Raw genomic sequence first — 21,495 nt, 5'->3', positions numbered from 1 at the left:
TCAAAAATTGTTTTTGATGCTCGATGCTGTGAGTGCCCACACAGATTGCTTGATTCAAATTGTTAAAGAGCGACGCAGCTTTTGCTGCTGCGGGAGTGGCATTCTACTCAACCGCCTTCTCGAGTCAAGCCTTATTTTCAAAGGCTTTTCGAGGTTATCGACGAGGTTGTTTGCGTTGCCGCTTGCCCTGTCGATGGAGGCGCATTATAGGGAGCTGGAATTTTCTGGCAAGCAGATAATTGTAAAAAGATGACTTTTGCTGTTCGTTAGCTCACAAAGCCACCAATCAGCATATTAAACCGGCGAAATCAGCTTACTGCAGGCACCGCGATAGCAAAATCATACAGATTGTCATAGATGGTATCGGCCAGAGCGTTACCCACTTCGGTGACCGGCTTACCGGTTCTGACCATGATTTTGTGACCAACCCCGGCATTGATGGCTGCTTTCAAATCGGAAGGCTTGTCACCCACCATATAGGAGCGGCTCATATCGATGTTCAGTTCCTGCCTAGCGAGCAGCAACATTCCCGGTTCAGGCTTGCGGCAGTCACAGGAGGTACCGTGATCCGGATGATGGGGACAGAAGTAGATGCCATCGAGATCCACATCCCGATCAGCCAGCGACCAATCCATCCACTCGGTCAGGTTCATGAAATCATCTTCGGTGAAATAACCGCGGGCAATCCCTGACTGGTTGGTCACTACAACCAGCAGATAGCCTTTCTTTTTGAGGAGCTGCAGGGCGTCTATGACTCCGGGCAGAAAATGGAAGTCATCGACCTGGCTGACATAGCCAGTGTCTTCATTGATGACACCGTCACGATCCAGAAAAATGGCGGGTTTGCTCACGGAAACTACCTCAATCAATGGTTTTGCCCAGTATCTCACAGGGCAGATAAAGCCCAAAAACAAAAGGGGCGGCCGAAGCCACCCCTTTCATGTGTGCATTTAAAGTATCGATTAAGCGATAACTTTAGCTACAACACCAGCACCTACGGTACGGCCACCTTCACGGATAGCGAAACGCAGGCCGTCGTCCATCGCGATCGGCGCAATCAGGGTAACAACCATCTTGATGTTGTCGCCCGGCATTACCATCTCTACGCCTTCCGGCAGTTCGATGGTACCGGTCACGTCGGTAGTACGGAAGTAGAACTGCGGACGGTAGCCTTTGAAGAACGGGGTATGACGACCACCTTCTTCTTTGGACAGTACGTACACTTCAGATTCAAACTTGGTGTGCGGCTTGATGGTGCCCGGCTTGGCCAGTACCTGACCACGCTCTACATCTTCACGCTTCACGCCACGCAGCAGTGCACCGATGTTCTCACCTGCACGACCTTCGTCCAGCAGTTTGCGGAACATTTCAACGCCGGTACAGGTGGTCTTGGTGGTATCTTTGATACCAACGATTTCCACTTCTTCACCAACTTTAACGATACCGCGCTCTACACGACCGGTTACTACAGTACCACGGCCTGCGATAGAGAATACGTCTTCGATTGGCATCAGGAACGGCTGGTCGATTGCACGCTCCGGCTCCGGAATGTAGCTGTCCAGGTGGCCAGCCAGTTCCAGGATCTTCTCTTCCCACTGAGCTTCGCCTTCCAGCGCTTTCAGTGCAGAACCACGGACTACCGGCAGGTCATCACCCGGGAAGTCGTACTCGGACAGCAGTTCGCGAACTTCCATCTCGACCAGTTCCAGCAGCTCTTCGTCATCTACCATGTCACACTTGTTCATGAACACGATGATGTACGGAACGCCTACCTGACGACCCAGCAGGATGTGCTCACGAGTCTGCGGCATCGGGCCGTCAGTCGCTGCTACTACCAGGATCGCGCCGTCCATCTGGGCAGCACCGGTGATCATGTTTTTAACGTAGTCGGCGTGACCCGGGCAGTCTACGTGTGCGTAGTGACGGGTAGCGGTGTCGTATTCTACGTGGGAGGTGTTGATGGTGATACCACGCTCACGCTCTTCCGGTGCCTTGTCGATCTGGTCGAAGGCGAAAGCTTTACCACCGAAGTGCTTGGCCAGCACGTTGGTGATAGCTGCAGTCAGGGTGGTTTTACCGTGGTCAACGTGGCCGATGGTGCCGACGTTTACGTGCGGTTTATTACGCTCAAATTTTTCTTTAGACACGACGTAGTCCTTCTAGGTTAAACCCGCCTACCGTCGTAGGCGGGGAATCTTAAATTACTTGGATTTGCGCTCTTCGATCACGGCTTGTGCAACGTTGGTCGGTGCATCGTGATACTTGGCGAATTCCATGGCGTAGGAAGCACGACCTTGGGTAGCGGAACGCAGTGCAGTTGCATAACCGAACATTTCGGCCAGCGGCACCAGAGCACGTACGATCTTGCCGGACGGGCCATCTTCCATACCTTCGATCAGGCCACGACGACGGTTCAGGTCACCGATCACGTCGCCCATGTAATCTTCCGGAGTTTCAACTTCTACTTTCATGATCGGCTCGAGCAGAACCGGGTTGGCTTTCATGAAGCCAGCCTTAAAGGCCATGGAAGCAGCGATTTTGAACGCCAGTTCGGAAGAGTCGACATCGTGGTAAGAACCGAAGTGCAGACGCACACCCAGATCCATAACCGGGTAACCAGCCAGCGGACCAGATTTGAGCTGCTCACGGATACCTTTATCAACACCCGGGATGAATTCACCAGGAATGACACCACCTTTGATGTCGTTGACGAATTCGTAGGCTTTGCCTTCTTCCAGCGGGTACATGTCGATAACAACATGACCGTACTGACCGCGACCACCAGACTGCTTGGCATGCTTGCCTTCGATGTCTTTAACGGTGGTACGGATGGTTTCACGGTAGGCAACCTGCGGCTTACCTACGTTGGCTTCAACCTTGAACTCGCGACGCATACGGTCAACGATGATGTCCAGGTGCAGCTCACCCATACCAGCGATGATGGTTTGACCTGACTCTTCGTCAGTCCATACGCGGAAGGACGGATCTTCCTGAGCCAGACGGCCCAGTGCCAGACCCATCTTCTCCTGGTCAGCCTTGGTTTTCGGCTCAACCGCGATAGAAATTACCGGCTCCGGGAATTCCATACGCTCGAGGATGATCGGTGCGTTCGGGTCACACAGGGTGTCACCAGTGGTCACATCTTTCAGACCGATGGCTGCAGCGATGTCACCAGCGCGTACTTCTTTGATCTCTTCACGCTTGTTGGCATGCATCTGAACGATACGGCCAAAGCGCTCGCGCTTGTCCTTGACGGAGTTCAGCACGGTGTCACCGGAGTTGATCACGCCAGAGTAGACACGGAAGAAGGTCAGGTTACCAACGAACGGGTCGGTAGCGATCTTGAACGCCAGAGCAGAGAACGGCTCGTCATCGGAAGCGTGACGCTCGTCTTTGGTCTCGCCGTCCATTTTCAGGCCGTCGATAGCAGCAACGTCAGTCGGAGCCGGCAGGTACTCGATCACGGCATCCAGCATTGCCTGTACGCCCTTGTTCTTGAACGCGGAGCCACAGGTTACCAGGATGATTTCGTTGTTCAGCACGCGCTGACGCAGAGCACCTTTGATCTCTTCCTCGGTCAGCTCTTCGCCGCCCAGGTATTTTTCCATCAGGTCTTCAGACGCTTCTGCAGCGGCTTCAACCAGATTCATGCGCATCTCTTGCGCCTGTTCCAGCAACTCGGCCGGCACATCTTCGTAGTCGAAGGTGACGCCCTGGTCAGCTTCGTTCCAGTTGATGGCCTTCATCTTGACCAGGTCAACAACGCCCTTGAAGTTCTCTTCAGAGCCGATGTTCAGCTGAAGCGGAACCGGGTTGCCTTTCAGACGGGTCTTGATGTGCTCAACACAACGCAGGAAGTTGGCACCGGTACGGTCCATCTTGTTGACGAACGCGATACGGGGAACCTTGTACTTGTTAGCCTGACGCCATACGGTTTCAGACTGTGGCTGTACGCCACCTACGGCACAGTACACCATCACGGCACCGTCCAGAACACGCATTGAACGCTCTACTTCGATAGTAAAGTCAACGTGGCCCGGGGTATCGATGATGTTGATACGGTGCGGTTGGAACTGTTTACCCATACCGGACCAGAAAGCGGTGGTCGCGGCGGAGGTGATGGTGATACCACGCTCTTGTTCCTGTTCCATCCAGTCCATGGTGGCAGCGCCATCGTGAACTTCACCGATCTTGTGACTTACACCGGTGTAAAACAGTACGCGCTCGGTAGTAGTAGTCTTACCGGCGTCAATGTGAGCGGAGATACCGATGTTACGATAACGCTCAATGGGGGTTGTACGAGCCATTGTCATCCTCTTACTAAGGCGCTTGTCCCTAGATAATTAAAGGTGCGCAGAGCCAAAAGACCCTGCGCAAGCGGATTACCAGCGGAAGTGAGCGAAGGCTTTGTTCGCTTCAGCCATACGGTGAACGTCTTCACGTTTCTTGACAGACGAACCCTTATTGTCAGCGGCATCCAGCAGCTCGCCAGCCAAACGCTGAGCCATTGATTTTTCACCACGTTTACGAGCGGCATCAACCAACCAGCGCATTGCCAGAGCATTGCGACGTACCGGACGAACTTCTACCGGAACCTGATAGGTTGCACCACCGACGCGACGAGATTTAACCTCGACCGCCGGACGAATGTTATCCAGAGCTTCTTCGAATACGGCCAGGTGCTCTTTGCCAGATTTGGTGGCAATGATGTCTAGGGCGCCATAAACAATGGCTTCTGCAACAGATTTCTTACCGTCAACCATTACTACGTTGACAAATTTAGCCAGCAGCTCTGATCCGAACTTGGGATCTGGCAGGATTTTACGCTGACCAACAACACGACGTCTTGGCATTTCAAATTCTCCGTAACTTCAGGGATTACCCAAAACTAGAAAGCTATCTAACTAGAAACGAATTAACGTTTGGCCTTACTTAACGGAGAACCATTAAGCTTTAGGACGCTTCACGCCATACTTGGAGCGAGCCTGCTTACGGTCTTTAACACCGGCACAGTCCAACGCACCACGAACGGTGTGATAACGAACACCTGGCAAGTCTTTTACACGACCGCCACGGATCAGAACAACAGAGTGCTCTTGCAGGTTGTGACCTTCACCACCGATGTAGGAGGTGACTTCGAAGCCGTTGGTCAGACGTACACGGCACACTTTACGCAGTGCAGAGTTAGGCTTCTTCGGGGTGGTGGTATATACACGAGTGCATACGCCACGCTTCTGAGGGCACGCTTCCAGCGCCGGCACGTTGCTTTTCACAACGAGCTTGATGCGTGGCTTGCGAACCAACTGGTTAATAGTTGCCATCAAAAGGCTCCTGATAATGACTTCATAAACGTGTGGAAAATCCTCCCCGCAGATACGGGGACGCGAAATTTTATGCCCTGTTGTCAGGGGAGTCAAGATTTATACAATTTGCGTCACAAAAGGGCAATTCGGATCCGGTTTGTTTCACGGCATCACATTGAATTATCTTGAAAATGTGTTTATCAGCCAGCCCAAGTACGAGGAGAGCCTTTTTGCTCAATCAGTGTCACCAGACCCGCCATATCGAGCACATTACCCACCCGATGATGCAAACCGCGAGCTTGCAGATCTTCCTGCATCACATAAAGCGGGATACCCGCCAGCCGCGCACTCCACTGGGGAGCCGATGCCGCAATCACGGCATCCTGCATCAGTACCAGCTCATCCTCGGGCTGAAGGTATGAGAGCGCCTCTGCCAGAGCCTGACTCTGAAAGGGAGAGTTCAATATCAGATGCAACATGGAGACCTCAAAAGCTGATGTGAGTCGAACATTGGGCCCAGCGCCGAGCCATTTCCTGGCGCGGCAGACTCTCGACGGGGATCAGCAGATCATCCACTGTCACGCCGCGCTCGGCCAGCGAGTAGGCACAGACGTACACCTCCTCGATGTCATAGAGTTCGAGCATCTTGAAGGTTGGCGCATAGTGGCGCTGCAAGATAGTCTGTGGCAGCTGTTCTTTAAGCAGTTGCAGCACGCCGTCCCCAATCAGGAAGAGGGCCAGCTCATCGGTCATGGCCGAGGTGGCCAACAAGGCATCCAGTCCTTCCCGGCCGGCAGCATGGCCATGGGGGCCACGACTGCAGATAAAGGCGATTTTCTTGCTCATGACTCCCCCTAGAACTGAACCAATCGATCGGCGGTGAGCGCCGCCTCGGCCAACTGGCCCAGACCGCTCAGGCAAAATGGCGCTTGTAGATTGAAGTGTGCCTGCCCTGCCCCCTTGGCCTCCCGCTCATCGAGCACACCGCGCCGCATGGCGGCAGCGACGCAGACGTCGATACGGATCCCCTGCTCTTCTGCCAGCTCTCGCCACAGACGCACCAGGTCAGTCTCATCGGATGCTGGCAGATGCAAACCGTTGGCGTTGCAGACCCCATCCTGATAGAAGAACAGGTGGGACAAGGTATGCCCCTGCGCCAACAGGGCGCGGGCAAAACGATAGGCTGTGCTGGCCGATTGGGTGCCATAGGCAGGCCCCGTGACCAGAATGGCAAAACTCAGACTCATAGCAGGACTCCTGTGCTGACCCGGTCCATTTTACGCCAAAAACAAAAAAGCCCCTGCCAGGAGGGGCTTGATTCGATCTGTTGATCAGAGATGGGCAATCGCCTCGACCTCGACCAGCACATCTTTCGGCAGACGAGCCACCTCCACGCAGGAGCGGGCTGGCGCCGCATCGCCAAAGTAGCGGGCATAGACCTGGTTGAAGGCAACGAAGTTGTTCATGTCGCTCAGGAAGCAGGTGGTTTTGACCACTTTGCTGGCATCGGCACCCGCAGCGTGCAACACGGCAACCAGATTCTTCATCACCCGCTCGGCCTGCTCTTCAATGCCGCCAGCCACGATTTCCATGGTGGCAGGATCGAGCGGGATCTGCCCGGAGGTGAAGATCATCTCGCCAACCTTGGTAGCCTGAACATACGGACCAATCGCGGCAGGCGCCTTGTCGGTTGCAATCACTTCTTTAGCCATTCATCTATCCCCTTCTGGAATGAGTTACTCGTTCTCGTCTTCACCCTGCTTGCGCTGTCGGATGTAAAGATAAACGGTATGTTTTGAAATATTGAGTTTGTCCGCCACCAGATTGATCGAATCCTTGATATCGAAAATGCCCTTCTCGAACAGCTGGGTCACGATGAAGCGATTCTTGGCATTGTTGGCCACGGTGGGATCGCGGTTGATCTCGTCGATGGTGTTATCCACCGTCTGGGCAACCAACTCTTCCACGCTATTGGCGAAGGTCTCTGGTGACTGACGCGCCGCCTGCTGGGGCGTCGGGAAAAATTCGGCCACGAACTCGTGGAAAGGCGCATTGATGTGCAGGTTGATGCAGATAAGCCCCACTACTTGCCGCTCGCTGTTGCGAATGGCGATGGTGCTCGACTTCATCAGCGCGCCGGTACGGCTGCGAGCGAAATAGCTCTGGGTGTAATCCTGGCCGGTGCTCTCGATGTCCTTGAGCATGCGCAGGGCGAGATCGGTGATGGGCGCCCCGAGGGTGCGTCCGGTATTGAAGCCGTTGGCGATCTTGATCACCGACTCGTGCAGATTTTCCAGGGAGTGGAGTACCACTTCACAATGCTTGCCGAACAGCTCGGCCAAGCCATCGATGAGCCCATCGTATGAGCGCAACAATTCCCTGTCTTCATCTGTAAAAGTGCGGCTGATCAGCTGTTCTTCGGGAAGCATGGCTTCCTCGATACCGACAGTCATGTTCTACCCCTGTAATAACCATTCAACTTTCCCGAGTTTTAAATTGCAGGGGAGTAAAGTCAACTTTTTTTGATTTTTTACTCTACAACTTTGCTCTGGATCATCCTGAAACCCGCGCTGCGTCTACCTTTGCCGAGGAATTGGCCAACAAAAAGGGCTCCTTGAAGGAGCCCTTTTTAATCACGGATGACGAGTTACTCTTCGTCGAAGCTACCGGCTGCGTTCAGCAGATCCGCCAGGTTCTGCTCCGCTTCATCAGCGGTCACCTGCGGGGTACCAACAGCACGAGCTGCGGCGGCACGCTGGTTGATCCGGCTATGGTGGTAGGCAAAGCCGGTACCAGCCGGGATCAGACGACCCACGATGACGTTCTCTTTCAGACCACGCAGTTCATCACGCTTGCCACCTACGGCGGCTTCGGTCAGAACGCGAGTGGTTTCCTGGAAGGAAGCCGCAGAGATGAAGGACTCGGTGCTCAGAGATGCCTTGGTAATACCCATCAGTACATGACGGTAGGTCGCAGGGGTCTTGCCCTCGGCAACCAGCTTACGGTTGGCAATCTTCACGCGAGCCACTTCAACCTGTTCGCCCTCGATCAGATCGGTATCGCCAGCGCTCAGGATCTCGCACTTGCGCAGCATCTGACGAACGATGACTTCGATGTGCTTGTCGTTGATCTTAACGCCTTGCAGACGGTATACGTCCTGCACTTCGTTGGCGATGTAGTTGGCGACCGGGCTGATACCGCGCAGACGCAGGATGTCGTGAGCAGACTCAGGACCGTCTGCCAGCACTTCACCCTTCTCAACTTTTTCACCTTCGAACACGTTCAGGTTACGCCACTTCGGAATCATCTCTTCGTAGACGTTGCCACCATCGGTCGGGGTAATGACCAGACGGCGTTTGCCCTTGGTCTCTTTCCCGAAGGAGATGGTACCGGAGATCTCGGCCAGAATTGCCGGTTCCTTCGGTTGACGTGCTTCGAACAGATCCGCAACGCGCGGCAGACCACCGGTGATGTCCTTGGTACCGCCGGACTCTTGCGGGATACGCGCTACCGCGTCACCCACGCCCACGTTGGCACCATCTTCCAGGTTCACGATCGCCTTGCCCGGCAGGAAGTACTGGGCGGCGACATCGGTACCCGGGATCATCACGTCTTTGCCGTTCAGGTCGACCAGTTTAACGGTCGGACGCATCTCTTTACCGGCGCTCGGACGCTCGTTGACGTCCAGAACAACGATAGAAGAGAGACCGGTCAGCTCGTCGGTCTGACGAGTGATGGTCACGCCATCGATCATGTGTTCGAACTGCAGGCGACCTGCCACTTCGGTGATGATCGGGTGGGTGTGCGGATCCCAGTTGGCAACAGTCTCACCAGCGCTCACGGCCTGGCCGTCCTTCACTTCCAGCACAGAACCGTAAGGCAGCTTGTGGCTTTCCTTGGTACGGCCCATGTCGTCCATGATGGTCAGTTCGGTAGAACGTGAGGTGATAACCAGTTTGTCATCGCTGTTATGAACGAACTTGGCGTTCTGCAGCTTGATGGTACCTGTGTTCTTGACCTGGATGCTGCTTTCAGCAGCGGCGCGAGATGCAGCACCACCGATGTGGAAAGTACGCATCGTCAGCTGGGTACCCGGTTCACCGATGGACTGGGCGGCGATAACACCGACAGCCTCACCCTTGTTAACCAGGTGACCACGGGCCAGATCACGGCCATAGCAGTGAGCACAGTTACCGAAGTCGGTTTCACAGGTGATGGCAGAACGCACCTTCACACGGTCAACGGAGTTGCGTTCCAGCAGGTCACACAGCTGCTCGTCGAGCAGGGTGTTGCGAGCAACCAGGATCTCGTCCTCGGTACCCGGCTTGATGACATCTTCTGCCACCACACGACCCAGCACGCGTTCACGCAGCGGCTCGACCACGTCGCCACCCTCGATCAGCGGAGTCATCCACAGACCGTCGGTAGTGCCGCAATCGTCCTCGGTGATCACCATGTCTTGCGCCACGTCTACCAGACGACGAGTCAGGTAACCGGAGTTCGCAGTCTTCAGTGCAGTATCCGCCAGACCCTTACGAGCACCGTGGGTAGAGATAAAGTACTGCAGTACGTTCAGACCTTCGCGGAAGTTCGCGATGATCGGAGTCTCGATGATGGAGCCATCCGGCTTGGCCATCAGGCCACGCATACCGGCCAGCTGACGGATCTGAGCGGCGGAACCACGCGCACCAGAGTCAGCCATCATAAAGATGCTGTTGAACGAGGCCTGCTCTTCTTCTTCACCCAGCGAGTTGACGTTACGCTCTTTGGACAAGTTCTCCATCATGGCCTTGGAGACGCGCTCGTTGGCGCTGGCCCAGATATCGATAACCTTGTTGTAACGTTCGCCCGCAGTTACCAGACCGGACAGGAACTGGTCCTGGATCTCGGCAACTTCGGCTTCGGCTGCTGCGATGATCTCTTTCTTGGCATCCGGGATGACCATGTCATCGATACCAACGGAAGCACCGGACAGCGCCGCGTAGTGGAAACCGGTATACATCAGCTGGTCAGCGAAGATAACGGTGTCCTTCAGCCCCTGCTTGCGATAGCAGGTGTTCAGCAGACGGGAGATGAGCTTTTTGCCCAGCGCCTTGTTGGATACGCATTTGATCCAGTTCTGCGGATTGGCTTCCAGATCGGCCTGCTCGGCAGCAGTCAGCACCTTCGGCTCGTCGATCAGGGCGTATTCCATACCTTTCGGCAGGATCAGGCTCAGGATCGCACGACCAACGGTGGTGTTCTTCATCTCGGTCTTGGCAACCAGCTCACCGGCTTCGTTCTTCACGTACTCGGTGATGCGGCACTTGACGCGAGCATGCAGGTCGGCCAGACCAGCACGGTACACTTTCTCGGCCTCTTTCGGGCCGGACAGCACCATACCTTCACCCTTCGCATTGATGCGGGCGCGGGTCATGTAGTACAGACCCAAGACCACGTCCTGAGAAGGAACGATGATCGGCTCACCGGAGGCTGGCGACAGGATGTTGTTGGTAGACATCATCAGCGCACGCGCTTCCAGCTGGGCTTCCAAGGTCAGCGGTACGTGAACCGCCATCTGGTCACCATCGAAGTCCGCGTTATACGCAGCACAAACGAGCGGGTGCAGCTGGATTGCCTTGCCTTCGACCAGAGTCGGTTCGAATGCCTGGATACCCAGACGGTGCAGAGTCGGTGCACGGTTCAGCAGAACCGGATGTTCGCGGATCACTTCGTCCAGGATATCCCAAACGACAGCTTCTTCGCGCTCCACCATCTTCTTGGCGGCCTTGATAGTGGTCGCCAGACCGCGGGTTTCCAGCTTGCCATAGATGAACGGCTTGAACAGTTCCAGCGCCATCTTCTTCGGCAGACCGCACTGATGCAGACGCAGAGTCGGGCCTACGGTGATCACGGAACGACCGGAGTAGTCGACACGCTTACCGAGCAGGTTCTGACGGAAACGACCCTGCTTACCCTTGATCATATCGGCCAGGGATTTCAGCGGGCGCTTGTTGGAACCGGTGATGGCACGACCGCGACGGCCGTTATCCAGCAGCGCATCGACGGACTCTTGCAGCATACGCTTTTCGTTGCGCACGATGATGTCCGGAGCAGCCAGATCCAGCAGACGCTTCAAGCGGTTGTTACGGTTGATCACGCGACGGTACAGATCGTTCAGATCGGAAGTCGCGAAACGGCCGCCGTCCAGCGGTACCAGCGGACGCAGGTCCGGCGGCAGCACAGGCAGCACTGTCATGATCATCCACTCCGGCTTGTTGCCGGACTGCAGGAACGCTTCCATCAGCTTCAGGCGCTTGGTGGTCTTCTTGCGCTTGGTCTCGGAGTTGGTTTGATCCAGCTCCTCACGCATGGTTTTGACTTCACCTTCCAGATCGATAGCGCGCAGCAATGCCAGGATTGCTTCGGCACCCATCTTGGCGTCAAATTCGTCGCCCCACTCTTCCAGCGCGTCTAGGTACTGCTCTTCAGAGAGCATCTGGCTACGTTCGAGGTTGGTCATGCCCGGCTCGATTACCACGAAAGATTCGAAGTAGAGCACACGCTCGATGTCGCGCAGGGTCATGTCCAGCAGCAGACCGATACGGGACGGCAGGGACTTCAGGAACCAGATGTGGGCAGTCGGGCTGGCCAGCTCGATGTGGCCCATACGCTCACGACGGACCTTGGTCTGGGTCACTTCAACGCCGCACTTCTCACAGATCACACCACGGTGTTTCAGGCGCTTGTACTTGCCGCACAGACACTCGTAGTCCTTCACCGGTCCGAAGATACGGGCACAGAACAGACCATCACGCTCCGGCTTGAAAGTCCGGTAGTTGATGGTCTCAGGCTTTTTGACCTCACCGAATGACCAGGAGCGGATCATGTCAGGAGAGGCCAGACCGATCTTGATACTGTCAAACTCTTCGGTCTTGGTCTGAGCCTTCAAAAACTTGAGTAAGTCTTTCACGTGTTTCCCCTGTCAGGAGTCTAACCTCGGCGCCCCGGCTGCCAAAACAGCGGGGCGCCCACGTCAATTCTCGAACAATAAGAGCGAGCTCTTACTCTTCGTCCAGCTCGATGTTGATACCCAGAGAGCGGATTTCCTTCAGCAATACGTTGAAGGATTCGGGCATGCCCGGCTCCATACGGTGGTCGCCATCCACGATGTTCTTATACATCTTGGTACGGCCATTCACATCGTCAGACTTGACGGTCAGCATTTCCTGCAGGGTATATGCCGCACCGTAAGCCTCCAGGGCCCACACTTCCATCTCACCGAAACGCTGACCACCGAACTGAGCCTTACCACCCAGCGGCTGCTGGGTAACCAAGCTGTAAGAACCGGTAGAACGCGCGTGCATCTTGTCGTCGACCAGGTGGTTCAGCTTGAGCATGTACATGTAACCAACGGTTACTTTACGCTCGAAGCGGTTACCGGTACGGCCATCGAACAGATCAATCTGACCGGACTCCGGCAGATCGGCCAGCTTCAGCAGGGCTTTGATTTCGCGCTCTTTGGCACCATCAAAGACCGGAGTAGCAACCGGCAAACCCTTACGCAGGTTACCCACCAGGGTACGTACGTCGTCGTCAGACAGTTCGGCGATGTTCACTTGCTGGGTGTCCTTCTCGCCCAGGTCATAGACCTGTTGCAGGAAGTTGCGCATCTCGTGCAGCTCGCGCTGCTCTTTGACCATGCGATCGATCTTCTCGCCGATACCCTTGGCCGCGAGGCCCAGGTGCACTTCGAGGATCTGACCGATGTTCATACGAGACGGTACGCCCAACGGGTTCAGTACGATGTCGACCGGACGGCCGAACTCGTCATGAGGCATATCCTCGACCGGACAGATCTTGGAGATAACACCCTTGTTACCGTGACGGCCCGCCATCTTGTCACCCGGCTGGATGCGACGCTTGACTGCCAGATAAACCTTGACGATTTTCAGTACGCCCGGCGCCAGATCATCACCCTGGATAATCTTGCGACGCTTGTTCTCGAACTTCTTGTCGAACTCGGCTTTCAGCTCAACGTGCTGTTCAGCGATCTGCTCCAGTTCGGTCTGCTTGGCTTCATCTTCGATGGCCAGTTCAAACCACTTGGAACGCTCCAGCTTGTTCAGACGATCTTCGCTGTAACCGGCGGCCAGCAGTAGGTTGCGAGAGCGGCCGAAAATGCCGTCCTCCAGGATCTTGAACTCTTCGGTCAAGTCCTTCTTCGCTTCCTTCAGCTGCATCTCTTCGATTTCTTTGGCGCGCTTGTCTTTTTCCACGCCATCGCGGGTAAAGACTTGCACGTCAACCACGGTACCGTACACACCGTTCGGTACACGCAGGGAAGAGTCCTTCACGTCGGACGCCTTCTCACCGAAGATGGCGCGCAGCAGCTTCTCTTCCGGAGTCAGCTGGGTTTCACCTTTCGGCGTTACCTTACCGACCAGAATGTCGCCGCCCTTCACTTCGGCACCCACGTAGACGATACCGGACTCGTCCAGCTTGGACAGAGCGGCTTCACCCACGTTCGGGATGTCAGCAGTGATCTCTTCCGGACCCAGCTTGGTGTCACGGGAGATACAGGCCAGTTCCTGGATATGGATGGTGGTCAGGCGATCTTCCTGAACAACACGCTCGTTCACCAGGATCGAGTCTTCGAAGTTGTAACCGTTCCACGGCATGAACGCGACGCGCATGTTCTGACCCAGAGCCAGTTCACCCAGATCGGTGGACGGGCCGTCAGCCAGTACGTCGCCAGCCATGACCGGCTCACCCAACATCACACAAGGACGCTGGTTGATACAGGTGTTCTGGTTGGAACGGGTGTATTTAGTCAGGTTGTAGATGTCGATACCGGCTTCGCCTGGCATCAGCTCATCTTCATTTACCTTGATAACGATACGGGAGGCATCGACGTAGTCGATCATGCCGCCACGCTTGGCCACTACGGTTACACCGGAGTCAACGGCCACAGCGCGTTCCATACCGGTACCTACCAGCGGCTTGTCAGCGCGCAGGGTCGGTACAGCCTGACGTTGCATGTTTGAACCCATCAATGCGCGGTTCGCGTCATCGTGTTCCAGGAACGGGATCAGGGCCGCTGCCACAGATACGATCTGCTGCGGGCTCACGTCCATATACTGGATCTGGTCGGCGTTCATAAAGGTGGATTCACCTTTGTGACGGCACGGGATCAATTCATCTTTCAGACGGCCATCTTCGGTGGTCGCGGCGTTAGCCTGTGCGATCACGTACTTGCCTTCTTCAATAGCAGACAGGTAGTCCACTTCGTCGGTGATCACACCGTCAATGACCTTGCGGTACGGGGTCTCGAGGAAACCGTACTCGTTGGTACGAGAGTACACGGACAGGGAGTTGATCAGACCGATGTTCGGACCTTCAGGAGTCTCGATCGGGCACAGACGACCGTAGTGGGTCGGGTGTACGTCTCGGACTTCAAAGCCGGCACGCTCACGAGTCAAACCGCCCGGGCCCAGCGCAGAGATACGGCGCTTGTGGGTCACTTCGGAGAGCGGGTTGTTCTGGTCCATAAACTGGGACAGCTGGCTGGAACCAAAGAACTCTTTGACTGCGGCGGAGATCGGCTTGGCGTTGATCAGATCCTGCGGCATCAGGGTGTCCAGGTCGCCCAGGGAGAGACGCTCCTTGACCGCACGCTCGACACGCACCAGACCGACGCGGAACTGGTTTTCAGCCATTTCACCGACAGAACGGATACGACGGTTACCCAGGTGGTCGATATCGTCCACTTCGTCGTTACCGTTACGGATGTCGATCAGGCGCTTCATCACATCGACGATGTCGTCTTTGGTCAGTACGCCAGCGCCAGTCTCGTCTTCACGACCCAGACGGCGGTTGAACTTCATCCGACCTACGGTAGACAGGTCGTAACGTTCGGCAGAGAAGAACAGGTTTTCGAACAGCTGCTCTGCTGCTTCACGTGTCGGCGGCTCGCCCGGACGCATCATGCGGTAGATTTCTACCAGCGCTTCCAGACGGTTGGTGCTGGAATCGACGCGCAGGGTCTCGGACATGTAGGCACCGTGGTCCAGTTCGTTGGTGAACAGAACCTCGAAATGCTTGAAGCCGGCCTGGGACAGGTTGGCAATCGCTTCCAGACTCAGAGCCTGGTTGGCTGCCACTACCAGTTCGCCAGTTTGCGGATGTGCGTAGTCCTTGGCAGCAACTTTGCCAACAACGTACTCAACCGGTACCTCAATCTGGGTAACGGCATCTTTTTCCAGCTGACGGATGTGACGGGCAGTCACACGACGACCGGTTTCAACAACCACGGCACCATTGGCCACGATGTCGAAGGTCGCAGTTTCGCCACGCAGGCGCTCCGGCACCAGATCCATCATCAACTTGCCATCTTTGACCTCGAAACCGATGGTTTCGAAGAAGGTGGCCAGGATCTCTTCGGAAGTGAAGTCCAGGGCGCGCAGAATGATGGATGCCGGCAGTTTGCGACGACGGTCGATACGGACAAACAGGTTGTCTTTCGCATCGAACTCGAAGTCCAGCCAGGAGCCACGGTAGGGGATAACGCGGGCGTTATACAACACCTTACCGGATGAATGTGTTTTGCCTTTATCGTGGTCGAAGAAGACGCCCGGGCTGCGGTGCAGCTGGGAAACGATAACCCGCTCGGTACCATTGATAACAAAGGTACCGTTCTCGGTCATGAGCGGAATTTCGCCCATGTATACTTCTTGTTCCTTGATGTCTTTGACGGTGCCGGCAGCTGCTTCACGGTCGTACAGAACCATACGAAGCTTGACACGCAGCGGCGCGGAGTAGGTCACTCCACGGATCTGGCATTCTTTTACGTCAAATACCGGCTCACCCAGGCGATAGCTGACATACTGAAGCTCAGCACTACCGGAGTAACTGGTGATCGGGAAAACGCTACGGAAAGCGGCCTCTAGGCCATATTCACCTTCCGGGTCAGCCTCGATGAACTGCTTGAAGGAGTCCAGCTGAATGGACAACAGATAAGGCGTGTCCAGTACCTGGTCTCGCTTACCGAAGTCCTTACGAATGCGTTTTTTTTCGGTATAAGAGTAAACCATAGGGTTCCTCAGCTCGCTGATAAGTGACCCACTCTGTCCCGCGGGACAGCTCTGTCTCAACACCGTTTTGTGTTGGCCCGGACGAAAGAAGACAGTCCGGATTGCTGGTGCACCGAGAGTCGTAAACGGTGTGAAATGCTCTCAGTCTACAGCGCAAAAAGGCTGGTGAACAAAAATTCACCAGCCCTAGCCTGTTTTATCAGGCTAATCTACATAAATGCAGATTATTTGATCTCAACAGAAGCACCGGCAGCTTCCAGCTCTTTCTTCAGAGCTTCAGCTTCGTCTTTGGAGACGGCTTCTTTCAGGTTAGCCGGAGCAGCTTCTACCAGATCTTTGGCTTCTTTCAGGCCCAGACCGGTAGCGCCACGAACGGCTTTGATGACGGCAACTTTGTTGGCACCGGCAGCAGTCAGAACTACGTCGAACTCGGTCTTCTCTTCTACTGCTTCAGCGGCCGGACCGGCAGCAACAGCAACAGCGGCAGAAACACCGAACTTCTCTTCCATAGCTTCGATCAGCTCAACAACTTCCATTACGGACATGGAAGCAACGGCTTCGATGATTTGGTCTTTAGTGATAGACATGACAAAAATTCCTGATGTTGAATAAACTCAAACAGCCTAAATAGGCGAGAATCAAGCAGCAGCTTGTTTCTGGTCGCGAACAGCAGCGATAGTACGAACCAGCTTGCCAGCAGAGGCTTCTTTCATAGTCGCCATCAACTTCGCAATTGCTTCTTCGTAAGTCGGCAGCGTGGCCAGACGATCAATTTGTGCTGCGGCGATAAACTCACCGTTAAAAGCGCCAGCCTTGATTTCGAACTTTTGGTTCGCTTTGGCAAACTCTTTGAACAGACGAGCAGCAGCGCCCGGGTGTTCGTTAGAGAAAGCAATCAAGGTAGGACCGGTAAATGCGTCGTTCAGGCACTCGTATTCGGTACCTTCTACCGCGCGACGCAGCAGGGTGTTACGCACAACGCGCATGTACACACCGGCTTCACGAGCGGTTTTACGCAGGACGGTCATCTTGTCTACAGTGACACCGCGAGAATCGGCAACAACTGCAGAAAGAGCGCCTTTGGCAGCTTCGTTGACTTCAGCAACAATTGCCTTTTTGTCTTCGAGTCCCAATGCCATTGGCTTAACTCCTGGATTGAATCCGGGTCAAATGACCCAGTACTGACACATCCCCCCTACCTTTACAACAGAGGGGAACGATGCGGTAGCAGGATTCCAGAAGAGAAAGAATCTTTCTCGCTGGGTTTCCGGCACCGTCTACGCAGGAAACATTAAGGCTTTGCAGCCTCCTGCGGTCTTGGACGGAGGTCGAAACCCCCAACCAATCAAGGCGCAAAATTATAGATTAAATTTTGCGCCTTGTAAAACCCATCAATTAGGCCTGAGCTTCCAGAGAAGCTTGGTCTACGGCAACACCGGCACCCATGGTGGTGGAGATGCTGACTTTCTTGATGAATTGACCTTTGGCGGAAGAGGGCTTGCCTTTTTTCAGGGCAACCAGCAGAGCTTCCAAGTTTTCTTTCAGCTGAACTTCGTTGAAAGAAACCTTACCCAGAGTGGTATGGATGATACCATTCTTGTCGTTACGGTAACGAACCTGACCAGCCTTGGCGTTCTTGACGGCTTCGGCAACGTTCGGGGTTACAGTACCAACTTTCGGGTTAGGCATCAGGCCGCGCGGGCCCAAGATTTGACCCAGTTGACCAACAACGCGCATGGCATCCGGGGATGCGATAACTACGTCGAAGTTCATCTCGCCTTTCTTGACCAGATCGGCCAGGTCATCCATACCTACCAGGTCAGCACCGGCAGCTTTAGCTGCTTCGGCGTTGGCACCTTGGGTAAATACGGCAACGCGAACGTCACGACCGGTACCGTGCGGCAGTACAGTAGCACCACGTACGTTCTGGTCAGATTTACGAGCGTCGATACCCAGGTTGACAGCAACGTCAACGCTTTCAACGAACTTGGCGGTAGCCAGTTCTTTCAGCAGGGCAATGGCTTCGTTGATGGAGTACTCTTTGGTACCGTCAACTTTTTCGCGAATAACGCGCATACGCTTGGAAAGTTTAGCCATTGTCTTAATCCTCCACTACCAGACCCATGGAACGAGCGGAGCCTGCGATGCAACGTACTTTTGCATCCAGATCGGCACCAGTCATATCCGGCTCTTTGGTCTTGGCGATTTCTTGCAGCTGGGCAACGGTCACCTTACCAACCTTGTCTTTGTTCGGCTTGGAAGAACCAGACTTGATGCCAGCAGCTTTCTTCAGCAGGAAGGAAGCAGGCGGAGTCTTGGTTTCGAAGGTGAAGGAACGGTCGCTGTAAACGGTGATCACGACCGGAGTCGGTGAACCTTTTTCCAGCTTCTCTGTACGAGCGTTGAACGCCTTACAGAATTCCATGATGTTAACACCGTGTTGACCCAGTGCAGGACCAACGGGAGGAGACGGGTTGGCTGCACCAGCAGCAACCTGCAGCTTGATATAAGCTGTGACTTTCTTAGCCATTAGGAAAATACCTCAAAAATGGGTTCTAGCGCCTCGGAGACTTGCTCCTGCAAACGGCTCCCCAACTAATAAAGGGGCAGCGAATTATAGAGATATTCGCTGCCCCTGACAACCGTTAAACGTACAGAATTCAATCAGCCCTTCTCGACCTGACCAAAATCCAGTTCAACAGGAGTAGAACGACCGAAGATCAGTACAGAGACCTTCACGCGGCTCTTCTCATAATCGACCTCTTCAACGGTACCGTTGAAGTCGGCAAACGGACCATCAGCAACCCGCACCATTTCACCCGGTTCAAACAGGGTTTTCGGACGCGGCTTGTCGTGGGCATCCTGCAGACGGTTCAGGATGGCATCGGCCTCTTTGTCAGAGATCGGTGCCGGACGGTCGGAAGTACCGCCGATGAAGCCCATGACACGCGGTACGTTACGCACCAGGTGCCATGTGGTTTCATCCATGATCATCTGGACCAGGACATAACCCGGGAAAAACTTGCGCTCACTCTTGCGCTTCTGGCCAGCACGCATCTCGACCACTTCTTCGGTCGGGACCAGTACTTCACCGAACATGTCTTCCATGCCATGCATCTTGATATGCTCGCGCAGGGACTTGGCTACACGGCCTTCATAGCCGGAAAAAGCCTGCACGACATACCATCTCATACGTTGTTCACGTTGTTCAGTCATGGCTTATCCTTACACACCGGTAATCAGGTTGACCAACCAGACCAAGGCACCGTCCAGAACGAACAGCAGCAGCCCCATCACGGCGGTCACCGCCAGCACAATCAGGGTTGTCTGAATGGCTTCCTGACGGGTCGGCCATACGACCTTGCGGACTTCCAGGCGAGACTCACGGGCGAATGCCAGTGTTGCCTTTCCCTTGGTGGTTTGCAGGGCTACTGCACCAGCAGCAGCAATGACAACGACCACACCCAGGGCGCGGACGGCAGCGACAACATCGTTGAGCAGGTAATTACCCACTACAGCGGCCGCCAGGATAATGAAAACCAGGCCCCAAAGCAGGGTATCCTTGCTTCCGCCCTGGCTCTCAGAACTAACACTCATACAACCCACCTGTATCTGACGTAACCAAAGACACAAAAGCCCCGTACGAGACGAGGTATATGGCAGGGGCGGCAGGACTCGAACCCGCAACCATCGGTTTTGGAGACCGCTGTTCTACCAATTCGAACTACGCCCCTGCATAAGAAAGCCCCTATTATAGGGGCTTTGCTTTATTTATGTAAGCCAAAGATTAAGCGATAACTTTAGCTACAACACCAGCACCTACGGTACGGCCACCTTCACGGATAGCGAAACGCAGGCCGTCGTCCATCGCGATCGGCGCAATCAGGGTAACAACCATCTTGATGTTGTCACCCGGCATTACCATCTCTACGCCTTCCGGCAGTTCGATGGTACCGGTCACGTCAGTAGTACGGAAGTAGAACTGCGGACGGTAGCCTTTGAAGAACGGGGTATGACGACCACCTTCTTCTTTGGACAGCACGTACACTTCAGATTCAAACTTGGTGTGCGGCTTGATGGTGCCCGGCTTGGCCAGTACCTGACCACGCTCTACGTCTTCACGCTTCACGCCACGCAGCAGTGCACCGATGTTCTCGCCTGCACGACCTTCGTCCAGCAGCTTGCGGAACATTTCAACGCCGGTACAGGTGGTCTTGGTGGTATCTTTGATACCCACGATTTCCACTTCTTCACCAACTTTGACGATACCGCGCTCTACACGACCGGTAACTACAGTACCACGGCCAGCGATAGAGAATACGTCTTCGATAGGCATCAGGAACGGCTGGTCAATCGCACGCTCCGGCTCCGGAATGTAGCTGTCCAGGTGGCCAGCCAGTTCCAGGATCTTCTCTTCCCACTGAGCTTCGCCTTCCAGCGCTTTCAGTGCAGAACCACGGACTACCGGCAGGTCATCACCCGGGAAGTCGTACTCGGACAGCAGTTCACGAACTTCCATCTCGACCAGTTCCAGCAGCTCTTCGTCATCTACCATGTCACACTTGTTCATGAACACGATGATGTACGGAACGCCTACCTGACGACCCAGCAGGATGTGCTCACGAGTCTGCGGCATCGGGCCGTCAGTCGCTGCTACCACCAGGATCGCGCCGTCCATCTGGGCAGCACCGGTGATCATGTTTTTAACGTAGTCGGCGTGACCCGGGCAGTCTACGTGTGCGTAGTGACGGGTAGCGGTGTCGTATTCTACGTGGGAGGTGTTGATGGTGATACCACGCTCACGCTCTTCCGGTGCCTTGTCGATCTGGTCGAAGGCGAAAGCTTTACCACCGAAGTGCTTGGCCAGCACGTTGGTGATAGCTGCAGTCAGGGTGGTTTTACCGTGGTCAACGTGGCCGATGGTACCCACGTTAACGTGCGGTTTATTACGCTCAAATTTTTCTTTAGACATGATCGTCCCTCTAAACTAACGCTGAGTACGCGGTGGCAAGCTAACCACAGAACAGTTTATATGATGGATTTGAATCTGGTGGGAAAGAGAGAGGTACTGATGGCTGGTTCGCTTGCCGAACTCACCCTAGGGTGCGGCTCTGCTAACG

At 54.9% G+C, this 21,495-nt stretch carries 20 protein-coding genes and 1 tRNA gene; 1 reads left to right on the top strand and 20 read right to left on the bottom strand.

Annotated features, from left to right (window positions below):
* The coding region (locus G5171_RS14745) for a hypothetical protein (RefSeq protein WP_421260368.1) at positions 1 to 253 on the top strand (253 nt) is incomplete at its 5' end.
* Between the two features lie 55 nt (positions 254 to 308).
* Here G5171_RS14745 and gmhB read toward each other — a convergent pair.
* The 20 genes from gmhB to tuf (G5171_RS14645) form a co-directional block, all read right to left on the bottom strand.
* Positions 309 to 851: a D-glycero-beta-D-manno-heptose 1,7-bisphosphate 7-phosphatase gene (gene gmhB, locus G5171_RS14740; protein ID WP_337073313.1), complete on the bottom strand. Its 543-nt coding sequence runs from the start codon at positions 849 to 851 to the stop codon at positions 309 to 311.
* Positions 852 to 962: 111 nt separating this feature from the next.
* Positions 963 to 2,147, bottom strand: a complete 1,185-nt coding sequence (tuf, locus tag G5171_RS14735) for an elongation factor Tu (RefSeq protein WP_074042664.1) — start codon at positions 2,145 to 2,147, stop codon at positions 963 to 965.
* Positions 2,148 to 2,201: 54 nt separating this feature from the next.
* Positions 2,202 to 4,307, bottom strand: coding sequence for an elongation factor G (gene fusA / locus G5171_RS14730; RefSeq protein WP_216979948.1), 2,106 nt, complete (start codon positions 4,305 to 4,307; stop codon positions 2,202 to 2,204).
* Between the two features lie 75 nt (positions 4,308 to 4,382).
* On the bottom strand, positions 4,383 to 4,853 hold the full coding sequence (gene rpsG, locus G5171_RS14725) for a 30S ribosomal protein S7 (protein WP_005339911.1): 471 nt from the start codon (positions 4,851 to 4,853) through the stop codon (positions 4,383 to 4,385).
* Between the two features lie 93 nt (positions 4,854 to 4,946).
* Positions 4,947 to 5,321 (bottom strand): 30S ribosomal protein S12, encoded by a 375-nt coding sequence (gene rpsL, locus G5171_RS14720; protein WP_005306278.1) that lies wholly within the window; start codon positions 5,319 to 5,321, stop codon positions 4,947 to 4,949.
* Positions 5,322 to 5,503: 182 nt separating this feature from the next.
* The gene (tusB, locus tag G5171_RS14715) at positions 5,504 to 5,782 is read right to left on the bottom strand and encodes a sulfurtransferase complex subunit TusB (protein WP_421250885.1); all 279 of its coding nucleotides are present in this window, start codon (positions 5,780 to 5,782) and stop codon (positions 5,504 to 5,506) included.
* A 7-nt stretch (positions 5,783 to 5,789) separates the two neighbouring features.
* The gene (gene tusC / locus G5171_RS14710; RefSeq protein ID WP_421250886.1) at positions 5,790 to 6,149 is read right to left on the bottom strand and encodes a sulfurtransferase complex subunit TusC; all 360 of its coding nucleotides are present in this window, start codon (positions 6,147 to 6,149) and stop codon (positions 5,790 to 5,792) included.
* A gap of 8 nt (positions 6,150 to 6,157) precedes the next feature.
* On the bottom strand, positions 6,158 to 6,550 hold the full coding sequence (tusD, locus tag G5171_RS14705) for a sulfurtransferase complex subunit TusD (RefSeq protein ID WP_421250887.1): 393 nt from the start codon (positions 6,548 to 6,550) through the stop codon (positions 6,158 to 6,160).
* Between the two features lie 84 nt (positions 6,551 to 6,634).
* Positions 6,635 to 7,015 carry a RidA family protein gene (locus G5171_RS14700; protein WP_005339904.1) on the bottom strand — a complete coding sequence of 127 codons (381 nt, stop codon included), beginning with the start codon at positions 7,013 to 7,015 and terminating at the stop codon, positions 6,635 to 6,637.
* 24 nt (positions 7,016 to 7,039) lie between these two features.
* Complete coding sequence (locus G5171_RS14695) at positions 7,040 to 7,756, bottom strand: helix-turn-helix transcriptional regulator (RefSeq protein WP_005339902.1); 717 nt, start codon at positions 7,754 to 7,756, stop codon at positions 7,040 to 7,042.
* A 194-nt stretch (positions 7,757 to 7,950) separates the two neighbouring features.
* Positions 7,951 to 12,255, bottom strand: a complete 4,305-nt coding sequence (gene rpoC, locus G5171_RS14690; RefSeq protein WP_421260367.1) for a DNA-directed RNA polymerase subunit beta' — start codon at positions 12,253 to 12,255, stop codon at positions 7,951 to 7,953.
* A 91-nt stretch (positions 12,256 to 12,346) separates the two neighbouring features.
* A complete protein-coding gene (gene rpoB / locus G5171_RS14685; protein ID WP_005341838.1) occupies positions 12,347 to 16,375 on the bottom strand; it encodes a DNA-directed RNA polymerase subunit beta in 4,029 nt (1,342 codons plus the stop codon).
* 224 nt (positions 16,376 to 16,599) lie between these two features.
* The gene (gene rplL, locus G5171_RS14680) at positions 16,600 to 16,962 is read right to left on the bottom strand and encodes a 50S ribosomal protein L7/L12 (protein ID WP_005341840.1); all 363 of its coding nucleotides are present in this window, start codon (positions 16,960 to 16,962) and stop codon (positions 16,600 to 16,602) included.
* Between the two features lie 51 nt (positions 16,963 to 17,013).
* Complete coding sequence (gene rplJ / locus G5171_RS14675; protein WP_005339895.1) at positions 17,014 to 17,514, bottom strand: 50S ribosomal protein L10; 501 nt, start codon at positions 17,512 to 17,514, stop codon at positions 17,014 to 17,016.
* A 256-nt stretch (positions 17,515 to 17,770) separates the two neighbouring features.
* Complete coding sequence (gene rplA, locus G5171_RS14670; RefSeq protein ID WP_005339888.1) at positions 17,771 to 18,472, bottom strand: 50S ribosomal protein L1; 702 nt, start codon at positions 18,470 to 18,472, stop codon at positions 17,771 to 17,773.
* 4 nt (positions 18,473 to 18,476) lie between these two features.
* Positions 18,477 to 18,905 carry a 50S ribosomal protein L11 gene (rplK, locus tag G5171_RS14665; protein WP_005339887.1) on the bottom strand — a complete coding sequence of 143 codons (429 nt, stop codon included), beginning with the start codon at positions 18,903 to 18,905 and terminating at the stop codon, positions 18,477 to 18,479.
* 134 nt (positions 18,906 to 19,039) lie between these two features.
* Positions 19,040 to 19,567 (bottom strand): transcription termination/antitermination protein NusG, encoded by a 528-nt coding sequence (gene nusG, locus G5171_RS14660; RefSeq protein WP_019840195.1) that lies wholly within the window; start codon positions 19,565 to 19,567, stop codon positions 19,040 to 19,042.
* 33 nt (positions 19,568 to 19,600) lie between these two features.
* Positions 19,601 to 19,972, bottom strand: coding sequence for a preprotein translocase subunit SecE (secE, locus tag G5171_RS14655; RefSeq protein ID WP_005306322.1), 372 nt, complete (start codon positions 19,970 to 19,972; stop codon positions 19,601 to 19,603).
* A 60-nt stretch (positions 19,973 to 20,032) separates the two neighbouring features.
* Positions 20,033 to 20,109: transfer RNA gene (locus G5171_RS14650), tRNA-Trp, on the bottom strand.
* Between the two features lie 53 nt (positions 20,110 to 20,162).
* Positions 20,163 to 21,347 carry an elongation factor Tu gene (tuf, locus tag G5171_RS14645; protein ID WP_074042664.1) on the bottom strand — a complete coding sequence of 395 codons (1,185 nt, stop codon included), beginning with the start codon at positions 21,345 to 21,347 and terminating at the stop codon, positions 20,163 to 20,165.
* Positions 21,348 to 21,495: the final 148 nt, after the last annotated feature.

The sequence above is a fragment of the Aeromonas sp. 600774 genome (assembly GCF_049175075.1).
Lineage (GTDB): Bacteria > Pseudomonadota > Gammaproteobacteria > Enterobacterales > Aeromonadaceae > Aeromonas > Aeromonas veronii_A.
This window is presented reverse-complemented; position numbering and strand designations above follow the sequence as displayed.